Origin of the sequence: Streptomyces gobitricini, from assembly GCF_039532985.1 — a bacterium.
GTDB classification, from domain to species: Bacteria; Actinomycetota; Actinomycetes; order Streptomycetales; family Streptomycetaceae; genus Streptomyces; species Streptomyces gobitricini.
In genome coordinates, this window is record NZ_BAAASR010000023.1 from 42044 (window position 1) to 56116 (window position 14073).

At 73.3% G+C, this 14073-nt stretch carries 10 protein-coding genes; 4 read left to right on the top strand and 6 right to left on the bottom strand.

Annotated features, from left to right (window positions below; genetic code table 11):
- Positions 1 to 349 precede the first annotated feature (349 nt).
- The 3 genes from ABD347_RS21075 to ABD347_RS21085 all read right to left on the bottom strand — a co-directional run bounded on the left by ABD347_RS21075 (position 350) and on the right by ABD347_RS21085 (position 5420).
- Entirely contained in the window at positions 350 to 1774 is a 1425-nt protein-coding gene (locus ABD347_RS21075) for a Gfo/Idh/MocA family protein (RefSeq protein WP_344363595.1), read from the bottom strand.
- Positions 1775 to 1966: 192 nt separating this feature from the next.
- Positions 1967 to 4891: an FAD-binding and (Fe-S)-binding domain-containing protein gene (locus ABD347_RS21080; protein WP_344363775.1), complete on the bottom strand. Its 2925-nt coding sequence runs from the start codon at positions 4889 to 4891 to the stop codon at positions 1967 to 1969.
- 79 nt (positions 4892 to 4970) lie between these two features.
- Positions 4971 to 5420: a MarR family winged helix-turn-helix transcriptional regulator gene (locus ABD347_RS21085; protein WP_344363597.1), complete on the bottom strand. Its 450-nt coding sequence runs from the start codon at positions 5418 to 5420 to the stop codon at positions 4971 to 4973.
- A gap of 133 nt (positions 5421 to 5553) precedes the next feature.
- On the opposite strand from ABD347_RS21085, the gene ABD347_RS21090 reads away from it, so the two are divergent.
- Both ABD347_RS21090 and mltG read left to right on the top strand, forming a co-directional pair.
- Positions 5554 to 7506 carry an ABC transporter ATP-binding protein gene (locus ABD347_RS21090; protein ID WP_425575724.1) on the top strand — a complete coding sequence of 651 codons (1953 nt, stop codon included), beginning with the start codon at positions 5554 to 5556 and terminating at the stop codon, positions 7504 to 7506.
- A gap of 272 nt (positions 7507 to 7778) precedes the next feature.
- Entirely contained in the window at positions 7779 to 8645 is an 867-nt protein-coding gene (gene mltG, locus ABD347_RS21095) for an endolytic transglycosylase MltG (protein ID WP_344363599.1), read from the top strand.
- A gap of 34 nt (positions 8646 to 8679) precedes the next feature.
- Here the strand turns inward: mltG and ABD347_RS21100 are convergent, their stop codons facing one another.
- A complete protein-coding gene (locus tag ABD347_RS21100) occupies positions 8680 to 9843 on the bottom strand; it encodes an NAD(P)-binding domain-containing protein (RefSeq protein ID WP_344363601.1) in 1164 nt (387 codons plus the stop codon).
- 121 nt (positions 9844 to 9964) lie between these two features.
- Here ABD347_RS21100 and ABD347_RS21105 point away from each other — a divergent pair, with 121 nt between their 5' ends.
- Positions 9965 to 10387: a YjbQ family protein gene (locus ABD347_RS21105; protein WP_344363604.1), complete on the top strand. Its 423-nt coding sequence runs from the start codon at positions 9965 to 9967 to the stop codon at positions 10385 to 10387.
- A gap of 29 nt (positions 10388 to 10416) precedes the next feature.
- Here ABD347_RS21105 and ABD347_RS21110 read toward each other — a convergent pair whose 3' ends face one another.
- Positions 10417 to 11394 (bottom strand): 2-hydroxyacid dehydrogenase, encoded by a 978-nt coding sequence (locus ABD347_RS21110; RefSeq protein WP_344363606.1) that lies wholly within the window; start codon positions 11392 to 11394, stop codon positions 10417 to 10419.
- Complete coding sequence (locus ABD347_RS21115; protein ID WP_344363608.1) at positions 11391 to 12560, bottom strand: lactate 2-monooxygenase; 1170 nt, start codon at positions 12558 to 12560, stop codon at positions 11391 to 11393. Before ABD347_RS21115 ends, ABD347_RS21110 begins: the two co-directional genes overlap by 4 nt.
- Positions 12561 to 12784: 224 nt before the next feature.
- On the opposite strand from ABD347_RS21115, the gene ABD347_RS21120 reads away from it, so the two are divergent.
- Complete coding sequence (locus tag ABD347_RS21120) at positions 12785 to 14062, top strand: GNAT family N-acetyltransferase (RefSeq protein ID WP_344363610.1); 1278 nt, start codon at positions 12785 to 12787, stop codon at positions 14060 to 14062.
- Positions 14063 to 14073: the final 11 nt, after the last annotated feature.

Genomic DNA, 14073 nt, shown 5'->3' on the forward strand with positions numbered 1-14073 from the left:
AGGTTCGCCGTCCGGCCCCGTGGTCGGCAATCGAATTTCCGGCGTGACCGCGCCGAACACGCCAAAGCCCGGCCCCCTGCCCCGGTGCCGCAGCCGGGTTCCCGCGCTTCACTCGCGGCCCACGGGGCAACGGCGAAACACGAGTCCGCCCACGGGCGGGCTCCTTGCCGTCTCCGCGCCGGCGGGTCCGGCCCCGGCGTCCGCCGTGCCCCACCACTCACCGCCCGGGCTCGGCACCGATTGGCGCGATCCGGTCACCGCCGCCCCGTCCGTTCCCCGGCCGGACGCCGCGCCCAGCCGCGCAACGGAGCTCGCCCGGTCGTATGCCGTGGGCCGGGCCCCGCGGCGGTCAGCCGGGCTTCACCGAGTCCACGCCCGACCGGGCCCTCCTCCACTCGCCGCGGGTGAAGTCGGGTATCCGCTGCGGCGCGCCCTTCGCCTTGACGGAGGCGTGACTGAGCGGCACCGGGGCCGTCCAGGTGGCGGCGTCGTACACGTCGAAGTCCGGGACCAGACCGAGCCGCATGCACTGCGTCAGGCGGTACACCATGATGTAGTCCATTCCGCCGTGCCCACCGGGCGGGTCGGCGTGCTCCTTCCACAGCCAGTGGTCGAACTCGCCCGCGTACGAGGAGAAGTCGGCCCACCGGTCGTCGGTGTGGTCGGGCTCGACGTATATCCGGGCCGGGTAGTCCTCGAAGACGCCCTTCGTGCCGCCCAGACTGTTGATCCTGCTGTACGGGTGCGGCGTCGACACGTCGTGCTCCAGCCGGATCACCCGGCCCCTGGCCGTCTGCACCATGCTGATGGTGCGGTCGCTCGCGACGTACGTCTCCTTCCAACTGGGGTCTCCGGGGGGCACGTTGGCCGCGCGGTACTCGGCCAGACCCAGCGCGGGGGTGCCGAAGCTGCTGATGCTGACCGCGCGGTCGCCCCGGTTGACGTCCATGTAGTTGGCGACCGGACCGAAGCCGTGGTTGGGGTAGAGGTCGCCGCGCAGCCGGGTGTGCCACAGGCGGCGCCAGGGGCCTTCGTAGTACGTCGGCGAGAACATCAGGCCCCGCAGATCGTGGTTGTACGCCCCGGCCCCGTGCAGCAGCTCGCCGAACTTGCCGGCGTGCGCCATGCGCAGGACCCGCATCTCGTTCCTGCCGTAGCAGCAGTTCTCCAGCTGCATGCAGTGGCGGCGGGTGCGCTCGGAGAGGTCGACGAGCTCCCACAGCTCGTCGAGGCGCATCGCGACGGGACACTCGACGCCCACGTGCTTGCCGTTCAGCATCGCCGTCCGTGCCATGGCGAAGTGGACGTCCCAGGGGGTCGCCACGTAGACGAGGTCGACGTCGCCGCGCTCGCAGAGATGCTCGTAGTCGTTCTCCCCGTTGGCGTAGACGGCGGGCGAGGGCCGGCCCGCCGCCACGACCTTGGCCGCGGCCCGCTCGGTCTTGGCCTTCACCGGGTCGCAGACGGCGACCACCCGCACGCCGGGGACGGCCAGGAACGGATCGAGCATGCTGTCGCCGCGGTTGCCGAGCCCCACGATCCCGACACGGACGGTGGAGCGCCGTTCGAAGGGCACGCCGGCCATGGTGGGGCCCTGACGCGGGGGAGCGGCGGTGGTCTCCGGTCCCTCGGTCCCGGCGGCGGCAGCGGTACCGCCCAGCGCGCCGAGCCCCAGTCCGGCGGCGCCCGCCGCGCCGGCCGTGGTCCGCAGGACGGAGCGACGGCTGGGTGAGTCCCCGGCCCGGTCCTGGTTCCCGGGTGCTGCGTCGTTCATGGAACCTCCAGTGCGTTGTGTGCGCGGCTGGTTCATGAATCCCGGGAAGGACCCTGGCTGCTGGGGCTGCCGGTGGGCAAGAGATCGGGTTGGACTCTCGTTCCGAGCACATGGACTCCTGGAACGGGAGGGACCGAGGCGGGGTTCACCGTGACGCCCCGGCGTACGGCGCCGAGGGGTCCGGGACGGGCCTCAGGGGCGGGTCGCCCGCTCCAGCTGGAGGAGCGCGGAGTGGTAGGGACGGCCGGTGGCGTGCTGCATGCCGAGCTCGCACATCCGGTTGGCGGAGAGGTACGCGTCGACCGTCCGCGCCGTCACCTCCGCCGCCTCCCGGGCCGTCGCCGACTCCGTCAGCTCGGGGTGCAGCATCCCGCGGTCGCCCGCGAAGGCGCAGCAGCCGGCGTCGTCCGGGACGACGACCTCCTCGGCGCACGCCTCCGCGATGACCGGCAACCGGTCCTCGTCGCCGAGGTGCCGCATCGCGCAGGTGGGGTGGACCACCGCCGACGCGGCCTTCCGCCGCACCGTCAGGCGCGGCAGCAGGTCGTCGGCGGCCCACACGACCGAGTCGAGCACCGTCAGCTCCGCGTGCAGCTCGCGGTTGCGGGCGCTGAGGTACGGCGCCACCTCCCGTGCCAGGCCCAGCGCACAGGAGGAGGCGTCCACCACGAGCGGCAGCCGCCCGCCCGCCGTCCAGCCCCAGGCGGCCTCGACGATCCGGTTCGCCATCACCCGAGCGCCCTCGTCGTAGCCCTTGGAGTGCCAGATCGTGGCGCAGCAGGTGCCCGCCACGCCGTCCGGGATCCACACCGGCCTGCCGGCCCGCGCGGACAGGGCCACCACCGCCTCCGGCAGGGACGGCCCGACGAACCCGTCCGGCTCGCCGAAGACCCGGTTCACACACGCGGGGTAGTACACGGCGACCGCCCGCGCCCGCTCCGTGACGGGCAGCTCCGCGGCGGCCGCGCCGGGGATCTCCGGCAGCCACCCGGGCATCCGCTCGGGCCCCACCACCCTGCGGACCAGCCCCGTCACGGAGGCGGGCAGGCGGTCACCGAGCCGGCGGCCGGTGGCCACCGCGAGCCGCGCCGAGGCCTCCACCACCGCGAACCGGCGGGCGGCCAGCGCCGCCAGCCGCTCCTCGCGCACCGAGTGCCGGGCGTGCCGCAGACGCTTCATCAGCGCGCCGGTGTCAATGCCCACCGGGCAGTCGAGGCGGCACACCGAGTCGCCCGCGCACGTGTCCACCGCGGCGTACCCGTACGCTGCCAGGAGGTTCGCCTCGACGGGCGAACCGGGACTCTGCCGCGTCATCTCGCGCCGCAGCACGATGCGCTGACGGGGCGTCGTCGTCAGGTCCCGGCTGGGGCAGGCCGGTTCGCAGAAGCCGCACTCGATGCACGCGTCGGTGACCGGCTCCACCCTCGGTACCGTCTTGAGCCCGCGCAGGTGGCCGCGAGGGTCCCGGTCGAGCACGACGCGCGGGGCCAGCACCCCGTCGGGGTCGAGGGCCTGCTTGGTACGCCACATCAGCTCCGTCGCCCTGGGCCCCCACTCGAGCTCCAGGAACGGCGCGATGTTCCGGCCGGTGGCGTGCTCGGCCTTCAGGGAGCCGTCGAACCGCTCGACGGTCAGCTTGCAGAACTCGTCCATGAAGGCGGCGTACCGGTCGACGTCGTCCGGGTCGGACGGGTCGAAGGCCAGCAGGAAGTGCAGGTTGCCGTGGGCCGCGTGTCCGGCGACGGCGGCGTCGAAGCCGTGCGCCGCCTGTAGGGCGAGCAGCGCCTCGCACGCCTCGGCGAGCCGTGACGGCGGCACCGCGAAGTCCTCGGTGATGAGCGTGGTACCGGAAGGACGCCCGCCGCCCGCCGCGGCGACGAACGCCTTGCGCGCCTTCCAGTAGCCGCCGATCGTCCGGGCGTCCCGGGTGAAGGCGTTGGTCACCGACGCCACGGGCGCCACCGGCTCGAGGTCGTCGAGCACCCGCGCCGCCGCCCGCTCGTACGCCTCCAGGGCCGCCGTGTCGGGCGCCCGGAACTCCACCAGCAGCGCCGTGGCCGCGCGGGGCAGCCGCCCCCAGTCGGCGGGCACCCCGTCCACCCGTACCGACGCCCGCAGCGTGTTGCCGTCCATCAGCTCCACGGCGACCGCGCCCGCCTCGGTGAAGCGGGGCACCGCGGCCGCGGCGGCGGGCAGCGACGGGAAGAACAGCAGCGCCGCGGTGACCTCGCGGTCCAGCGGCAGGGTGTCGAACACCACCTCGGAGATGAAGCCGAGGGTGCCCTGAGAGCCGACCATCAGCCCGCGCAGGATCTCGACGGGCGTCGAACCGTCCAGGAAGGCGTCGAGACGGTAGCCGTTGGTGTTCTTGATCTCGTACTTGGCGCGAATCCGGGCCGTAAGCCGCGGGTCGGCCTCGATCTCCGCCTTGATGGCGAGCAGCTCGGCGCACAGGCCGGGCTCCGCGCGCGCCAGTGCGGCGTCGGCCGCCGGGTCGCCGGTGTCGACGACCGTGCCGGACGGCAGGACGACGGTGAGGGAGGCGACCGTGCGGTACGCGTTGCGCGCCGTGCCGGCCGTCATCCCGGACGCGTTGTTGGCGACGACCCCGCCGATCGTGCAGGCCGCCGCGCTCGCCGGGTCCGGGCCCAGTACGCGGCCACAACGGGCGAGCGCCGCGTTGGCGCGGGCGACGGTGGTGCCGGGCCGGACGCGGGCACGGGCGCCGCCGTCGAGGACCTCGACCCCCGACCAGTGCCGGCGCACGTCCACCAGGACGTCCTCGCCCTGCGCCTGGCCGTTGAGGCTCGTCCCGGCGGCCCGGAACACGACCTCCCGGCCTCTGTCGTGGGCGTAGGACAGGACGGCCGAGACGTCGGCGACGTCCTCCGCGACCACGACGACCTGCGGGACGAAACGGTAGGGGCTGGCGTCCGACGCGTACCGGACGAGGTCGGAGACCCGCCACAGCACCTTCTCGGCGCCCAGGAGCGCCGTCAGTTCGTCGCGCAGCCGTCCGGGTGAGCCGTGCGCCAGCAGGTCGGGCACCCGGTCGGGGTAGGGGCCGTGATGCGTGCCGGGGCGGAAGGCGTCGGGTTTCGGCTCCGGCATCGGCATCGGCATGTCACGGTCCCCTCGACAGGCGGCACCGGCGTCACGGCACCGGCGTCGGGGCGCGGGTGTCACGGCACGGGCGTCAGCAGTGGCGCTCCGGACTTCCGTCGACCAGAGCGGACAGCAGTCCGCCGAGCACCTCGCGCTGTTCGGCGGTCAATGGAGCCAGGATGTCCTCCGCGGCGGCCCGGCGCGCGGTACGCAGCTGCCGCAGCGTGTCCCGCCCCGCGTCGGTGAGCTCGATCCGCACCACCCGGCGGTTGGCCGGGTCGGGGGCGCGGCGGACCCGTCCGCTCGCCTCCAGCCCGTCCACCAGGCTGGTCACCGCACGCGGAACGACCTCGAGCCGGGCGGCGAGGTCGGCCATCCGGGGCGGGGTGTCGTAGTGCGCGACCGTGCGCAGCAGCCGGGACTGGGCGGGTGTGATCGCTATGTCGGCCGACTCCAGCTGCCGCTTCTGGCTGCGGTGGAGGCGCCTGGTCAGCCGGAGCAACTGCTCGGCGAGAAGGCCGTCGGCGTCGGGGGAGTACATGGCCGGATGGTATCAGGACCTTATTCACTGTGAATATAGGTAACAATGAGCTATTCTCTCAGAGATCGCTCCGACGGGTCTGCTGCCGGGGGCGGTCGCGGTCCGCACCGCCCCCGCACTCTCGAAGGAGCCCATGCGCATCCACGCGGAGTCCACCTGGACGCCACCGCCACCCGGTCCGGAACAGCCGCCGCCCCAGATCCGGCGCGCCCTCCGGCTCTTCCGCCCCTACCGCGGCCGACTGGCCGTGGTGGGTGTCCTCGTCGCCGCCTCGTCGCTGGTGTCGGTCGCCTCGCCCTTCCTGCTCCGCGAAATCCTCGACACCGCGATCCCGCAGGGGCGCACGGGCCTGCTCACGCTGCTCGCCCTCGGCATGATCCTCACCGCCGTGGTGACCGGTGTCTTCGGTGTGCTGCAGACGCTGATCTCGACGACGGTCGGCCAGCGCGTCATGCACGACCTGCGCACCGCCGTCTACGGCCGGCTCCAGCGGATGCCGCTCGCCTTCTTCACCCGCACGCGCACCGGTGAGGTCCAGTCCCGCATCGCCAGCGACATCGGAGGGATGCAGGCGACCGTCACCTCCACCGCGACCTCCCTGGTGTCGAACCTGACCGCCGTCGTGGCCACCGTCGTGGCGATGCTGGCGCTGGAGTGGCGGCTGACGATCGTCTCCCTGCTCCTGCTGCCGGTGTTCGTGTGGATCAGCCGCAGGGTCGGCCGCGAGCGCAAGAGGATCGCCGCCCAGCGGCAGGGGCAGATGGCCGCCATGGCCGCGACCGTCACCGAGTCGCTCTCCGTCAGCGGGATCCTGCTGGGCCGCACGATGGGCCGCGCCGACTCCCTCACCTCCTCCTTCGCCGCCGAGTCCGAGCGCCTCGTCGGCCTCGAGGTCCGCTCCTCGATGGCGGGCCGGTGGCGCATGTCGACCATAGGCATCGTGATGGCCGCCATGCCCGCGATGCTCTACTGGGCGGCCGGGCTGGCGCTCCAGGCGGGCGGCCCCACCATCTCCATCGGCACGCTCGTCGCCTTCGTCTCGCTCCAGCAGGGCCTGTTCCGGCCCGCCGTGAGCCTGCTCTCGACCGGCGTGGACATCCAGACCTCCATGGCCCTCTTCCAGCGGATCTTCGAGTACCTGGACCTCCCCGTCGACATCACCGAGCCGCAGACGCCGGTCCGGCTGGAGAAGATCCGAGGCGAGGTCCGCTTCGAGGGCGTCGACTTCCGGTACGACACCAAGGGCGGTGAGACGCTCAGCGGTATCGACATCGCCGTGCCGGCCGGCGGCAGCCTGGCGGTCGTCGGCCCCACCGGCTCCGGCAAGTCCACGCTCAGCTATCTCGTCCCCAGGCTGTACGACGTCACCGGCGGCCGTGTCACGCTCGACGGCGTCGACGTGCGGGAGCTGGACTTCGACAGTCTCGCCCGCGGGGTGGGCGTGGTCTCCCAGGAGACCTACCTCTTCCACGCCTCGGTCGCCGACAATCTCCGTTTCGCCCGGCCGGAGGCGACCGACGAGGAGATCGAGGCGGCCGCCAGGGCGGCCCAGATCCACGACCACATCGCGTCCCTGCCGGACGGTTACGCCACCCTGGTCGGTGAGCGGGGGTACCGCTTCTCCGGTGGGGAGAAGCAGCGCCTCGCCATCGCCAGGACGATCCTGCGCGATCCGCCCGTGCTGATCCTCGACGAGGCCACCAGCGCCCTCGACACCCGTACGGAACAGGCCGTGCAGCAGGCGATCGACGCGCTCTCCGCCGGCCGCACCACCATCACCATCGCCCACCGCCTCTCCACCATCCGGGACGCCGACGAGATCGTGGTCCTCGTCGAGGGGCGCGTCGTCGAGCGCGGAACGCACGAGGAACTGGTGAAGCGGGACGGCCGTTACGCCGCGCTGGTGCGGGGCGACGCGGAGCCGGAGCCGGAACCGTCCGGACCCGCTCAGGCGGCCGAGGGCGGCCGGGGGCGGCCGGGCGACGGATCGGCGGACACGACGACGGCGCCGCCGCTTCCCTGGGACGGGGGAGCGACGGCGCCGGGGGAAACGATCGTCAGACGAGCCAGCCGACGAAGTGGATGATGCCGGCGAGCAGGTCGGTGATGACGTTCATGTGGTGCGTTCTCCTTGGCTGTACGTGCATGTGTGGGACTGCGCAGTCGCGGTCTGCAGCCCGTCGCTTGCGCACCGTAAGCATCACCCGTCGCACCCCGCCCGGTCCCGGAAAAAGGGTGACGATCATGCGTTCGGGCGAACAACCGAGCCCGTGTTCGCCTGTTCCCGTTCGGCGGGTCGGGTGAGGGTGGATGTGCGAATTGCCCGATTATCTACCTTTTCCGGGTTAGCGTGCCCGCATGGTGAACGAGTCCCCCGACGCGCCCCGGCGCGGGCGTCCCCGTATGACCCGTCGCGGCCGGCTGGCCCTCGGTGCCGGTCTGGCCGCCGTCGCGGCCGCCGCGGTGCTGGTCCCGCTGCTGCTGCTCAAGGAGCCCCCGGCCGTGCCGCCACCCGAGAAGCCGACGATGCTGCTCGTCCCGGAGGGATGGCGGGCGGGTCAGGTGTACGAGGCGGCCGACAAGGCGCTCGGGGTGGCGCCCGGCACCACCCGCAAGGTCGCCGAGGCGGGGACCCTCAAACTGCCGGAGGACGCGCTGGGCAACCCCGAGGGGTTCCTCTTCCCCGCCACGTACCCGGTCTACGAGAAGACGACTCCGCGCGGCCTGCTGGACTACATGGTGCGGACCGCCCACGAGCGGTTCGGCGTGGACCGCATCAGCTCCGGAGCCCAGCGCAACGGCGTGAGCCTCTACCAGACGGTGACCATCGCGAGCATCGTGCAGGCCGAGGCCGACACGCCGGAGGACATGGGCAAGGTCGCCCGGGTCATCCGCAACCGCCTCGCGCGGGGGATGACGCTCCAGATGGACTCGACCCTCAACTACGGCCTCGGGCGCTCCACGCTCGACACGTCGCACGCCGACACCCGCATGGACAACCCGTACAACACCTACAACCGCCAGGGGCTGCCCCCCACGCCGATCGGCAACCCCGGCGAGCAGGCGATGCGCGCGGCGGTCGACCCCCCGCCCGGCGCCTGGCTCTACTTCGTCACCGTGCGGCCCGGCGACACCCGCTTCACCGCCGACTACGCGGAGCACCAGCGCAACGTCCAGGAGTTCAACGCCCACCGCGCGTCGGCGTCGGCGTCGGCGTCGAACTGACCGTCCTCCACGCGCCCGGACCGGCGGCCCCGCGTCAGACGGCCGCCGGTTGCAGGTCCCGGTCCTGGCCCCTGTGCGCGGCGGGGGCCCGGTCCGGGACCTGGCCCCCGTACCCGGCCCGGTCCAGCAGGCGGGCGATGTCACGGGCGGCGGAACGCCCGGCGCGGTTCGCGCCGATCGTGGAGGCGGAAGGGCCGTACCCCACGAGGTGGACGCGTTCGTCGCGCACCACGCGCGTGCCGTCCAGGCGGATGCCGCCGCCCGGCTCGCGCAGCCGCAACGGGGCCAGGTGGTCGACGGCCGGGCGGAAGCCGGTCGCCCACAGGATGACGTCGGCGTCCACCGTCCGCCCCGCCAGGGCGGAGCCCGCGTCCCAGACCACACCCGCCGGGGTGATCCGGTCGAACATCGGCAGCCGGTCCAGAACGCCGCGCTCCCGCGCCCGCCGGATCGCGTCGTTCAGCGGCAGACCGGTCACGCCCACCACGCTCTGCGGGGGCAGCCCGCGCCGGACCCGCTCCTCCACCAGGGCCACCGCCGCCCGCCCCTCCGCCTCTCCGAACGGGCCCTCGCGCCAGACCGGCTCGCGGCGCGTCACCCACGTCGTCTCCGCCGCCACCTCCGCGATCTCCATCAGGTGTTGCGTTCCCGACGCCCCGCCGCCCACCACGACCACCCGCCGACCGGCGAACCGCGCCGGCCCCGGGTAGTCCGCCGTGTGCAACTGCCGCCCGCGGAAGGTCTCCTGGCCCGGGTAGTAGGGCCAGAACGGCCGGTCCCAGGTGCCCGTCGCGTTGACCAGGGCACGCGTCGTGTACGTCCCCTCCGAGGACTCCACCACCAGACGCCCGTCCCCGGCCTCCCGGACGGTCGTGACGTCCACGGGCCGGTGCACCCGCAGCCCGAACCTCTCCTCGTACCGCGCGAAGTACTCGCCGATCACCTCCGACGACGGGCGGCTGTCGTCGGCGCCGGCCAGCTCCATACCGGGCAGCGCGTGCATCCCGTGCACGCGGCCGTACGTCAGCGAAGGCCAGCGGAACTGCCAGGCGCCGCCCGGCCGCGGGGCGTGGTCCAGCACGACGAAGTCCCGGTCCGGCACCAGGCCGCCGCGCCGCAGGTGGTAGGCGGCGGACAGCCCCGCCTGGCCCGCACCGATGACGACCACGTCCACGTCCCCGCCCACCATGTAGTTCATGTTTCTACTAACAGGGCGAGGTCCGTGGAACTTCCCGTCGTCCGCGCCGATCGGTCAGGCGGGCGGCTCGCGGGACACGCCGGCTCCGGGAGCGGCGGCGGCACGGTGACACCATGGGGGCATGAGCGACGCATTCACCACCCGTACGCTGCGCATCACCACCGGCGACAGGGAGACCGTCCACGACCTCACCGGCGCCTGTGCCTCCTTCCTCCGGGAGGCGGCGGCGGGCCGCGACGGCCTGCTCAACGTCTTCACACCGCACGCCACCACGGGCGTGGCCATCCTGGAGACGGGCGCCGGCAGTGACGACGACCTCCTGGCCGCCCTCCACACCCTGCTCCCCGCCGACGACCGCTGGCAGCACCGCCACGGCAGTCCCGGCCACGGCCGCGACCACGTGCTGCCCGCGCTGGTGCCCCCGCACGCCACGATCCCCGTCGTGGGCGGTGAAATGGCCCTCGGCACCTGGCAGTCGGTGTGCGTGGTCGACACCAACAAGGACAACCCGGACCGGCAGGTGCGGCTCAGTTTCCTCGGCTGAGCCTCCCCGGCCGGGTCACGCGGGCCGGTTCACCCGACGACGTCCCTCGCCGGCTTCCCGTCCAGGTGGTCGGTGACGTTCTGGACGGCGGCCAGGGCGATGCGGACCACGGTCTCGCGGGTGACGCCCGCGACGTGCGGGGACAGCACCACGTTCGGGGCCCTGAGCAGCCGCAGCGAGCGCGGAGGCGGCTCGGGGTCGAAGACGTCGATGCCCGCGCCGGCGAGGGCGCCGGACTCCAGGGCGTCCGCGAGGGCGTCCTGGTCGATCAGGGCGCCCCGGGCTGTGTTGACGACGAACGCGGTGGGCTTGAGCAGAGCCAGGCGCCGCGCGTCGAGAAGGTGACGGGTCTCCTCGTTCAACGGGGTGTGCAGCGTGACGTAGTCCGACGTCCGGAGCAGCTCGTCGAGCTCCACATGCCGGGCGCCGCCCAGGCGCGCCTCCGTCTCGGGGGAGACACGCCGCCGTCCGGCGTACAGGACGCTCATGTCGAACGCGACCGCGCGACGGGCCACTTCGGTGCCGATGTGCCCCAGGCCGATGACGCCGAGCGTCTTGCCGCACAGTTCCGTGAGGGACTGCTGGAGACGCGGCAGCGCCCAGTCGGCTTCGACGAGCGCGGTGTGGGCGGGGACCAGCCGCTTGGCGAGTGCCAGCATGAGCGCGAACGTCTGCTCCGCCACGTTCTGCCGCTCCGCGCCGCTGGACCCGATCGTGCAGACCGCGACGCCCCGTTCGCGGGCCGCCTCCACGTCGACGTAGTCGTAGCCGTGGCTCGCGCACTGGACGAGCTCCAGGTGCGGTGCGGCGGCGAGGTGGGCGGAGGTGACCGGGGCGAGGGCGGTGACGACGACGTGCGCCTCGCGCAGCGCCGCCCGGTCCTCGTCGGTGCTCTCCACGACGGTGACCCGGGCGTGGCCCGGGAGGACCGAGGCGAGCGCGGCACCGGCGCCGCGGCCGCCCACGTGGGGCGCGACGACGGCGAGCACGTTCTTCGGGGCGGTCACGCGCCATCCTCGGTCAGGTCGTCCCGGCCGGGTGTGCCGGGTGTGCGGTGACCGGACAGGGCGAGGGTCAGGTCCAGTTCGGCGAGGAGGCAGCGGATGACGTGCTCGACGCCCGCCTGCCCGTCGAGGCCGAGCCCGTACGCGTACGGACGGCCCGCCAGCACCGCGTCGGCGCCCAGGGCGAGCGCCTTGAAGATGTCGTCGCCCGTGCGGATGCCGCTGTCGAACAGCACGGTCAGCCGGCCGTCGGCCGCCTCCGCGACGCGTGGCAGGGCGTCGGCTGCGGCGACGCAGCCGGCGACCTGGCGGCCGCCGTGGTTGGACACCACCACGCCGTCCATGCCCGCCTGGGCGGCGCGCCGGGCGTCGTCCGGGTGCAGGATGCCCTTGAGCACGATCGGGCCGTCCCAGTTCTCCCGCAGGAACTCCAGGTCCGGCCACGTCTTCGCCGGGTCGGCGAACATGCCGACGAAGTGCGCCACGGCCGCGTTCGGGTCCTCGTGCACCGGCTTGGCCAGCCCGGCCAGGAACGCCGGATCGGTGAAGTAGTTGGCGGTGCCCACGCCATGGAGGAACGGCAGGTACGCCTGGTCCAGGTCGCGCGGCCGCCACGCCAGCAGCGGGGTGTCCAGCGTGACGAACAGCGCGCTGAACCCGGCGGCCTTCGCCCGGCCGAGGAACGACCGGGTGACCTCCCGGTCCTTCGCCCAGTACAGCTGGAACCACCGCTCCGCCTCGCCCATCGCCTCCGCGACCTGCTCCATGGGCGTGCTGGACGCGGACGACAGGATGTACGGCACGCCCTGCGCGGCGGCGGCCCGCGCGGCGGCCGGCTCCGCGTCCGGGTGCATGATCGACAGTACGCCCACGGGTGCGAGGGCGAGCGGCGCGGGCAGTTCCCGGCCCAGCACGCGGACCGACAGATCGCGTTCGTGGACGTCGCGCAGCATCCGGGGCACGATCCGCCGCCGGTCCAGCGCCGCCCGGTTGGCGGCCGCCGTGCTCCCGTTGCCCGCGCTGCCCGCCACGTAACCGACCGGTCCGGGACCGAGACGTCGCTCGGTGAGCTCCTCGAGGCGGGTCAGGTCGGTGGGCAGCCGAGGTACGGCGCCCGTCATGCCGTTCAGATAGATCTCGTACTGGAAGTCGGCCCAGTGTTTCGCCATGCGTCGTACGTCCCGTCCCTCGGTCGCGGAGATCGTGCGTCACCGCGATCCTGGCGACCGCCCGGCCGCGCGTCCACCGTCCTGCCGTCGCTGTGCCGTCCGCCACAACATCCACAACCTCCACAACGTCGCAGTCGGCGCCACCGCCTTGTGCACAGCGGCACAGGCCAGGGCAGGTCGGGGCCCCTAGCCTCGCCGGAACAGCACAACGAGGGGTGGTACCGGTGAACTGGCTGATCCACGACTACCGTGAGAGCGACCTCGCGGCCGTCGTCCACTTGATCGACACCACGGCCGAACTCGGTCAGGAGTCCGTGTTCTCACTCGCCGAGTGCATCGGCGCGCTGACGAGCCGCCAGCCGGCGGTCGTCGCCGTCCACCAGGGCGCACCGATCGGCGCGGCGCTCGCGTGCGTGGCGGGGGAGCGCGCCTGGGTCATGCGCATCGCCATCTCCCCGGCCTGGCGCGGCCGGGGCCTGGCGAGCGCTCTGCTGGTCGAACTGGAACGGCGCCTGCTCGCCGCCCGGGTGGGCCGGATCGCCTATGTCCTGCCCGAGGAGGAACTCGTGGGCGAGGGGCTGCTCAACGCCGGCTACACCCGCCAGCCCGCGGTGGCCTACTTCGAGAAGGTCGAACCGCTGCACGGGCCCGCCGCCAACCTCCTGGAGGACCTCGGCGGGAGCTTCCTGCCGGGTGACCTGTGGGGCAAGGTCGCCGGCATGGAGGCGGAGAAGGACCTGATCGAGCGGCGGGTCGTCCTGCCCCTGGCCCAGCCCGAGCGGGCCGCGCGGCACGGTGTGCGTCCGCCCCGGGCCATCGCGCTGTTCGGACCCCCGGGCACCGGCAAGACCACCTTCGCGCGTGGCATCGCCTCCCGCCTCGGCTGGCCCTTCGTCGAACTCCTGCCGTCCCGGCTGGCCGACGAGGGGAACCTGGCGGCCGCGCTGCGCAGCGCGTTCGCCCGGATCTCGGAGCTGGAGCGGGTGCTCGTCTTCATCGACGAGGTGGAGGAGATCGCCCCCGTACGCACCGAGCCCGCGCAGCCCGGCGGGATGCACGGGGTCACCAACGAACTCCTCAAGCTGATACCCCGGTTCCGGGAGGGTGACGAACGCCTGCTGGTGTGCGCCACCAACTCCGTCCGGTCGCTCGATCCGGCGTTCCTGCGCCCCGGCCGGTTCGACTACCTCATCCCGATCGGTACGCCGGACAAGGCGGCGCGCGCCGCGATCTGGTCCCGGTACACCGACGGCCGGACGGACGTGGACGTGTCGGTCCTGGTGGCCGCCAGCGACCTGTTCACTCCGGCGGACATCGAGCATGCCGCCCGGATCGCCGCCCAGACCGCCTTCGAGCGGGACCTGGGCGACCAGGACCAGTTGCGGGCGCCGGGGGCGAGCACCGACGACTACCTGGAGGCGATCGCCCAGTGCCGGCCGACCGTCACCCCGGCGATGATCGACCAGTTCGGCGCGGACATCACCGCCCACGCCCGCTTCTGACGCGGCGTCCC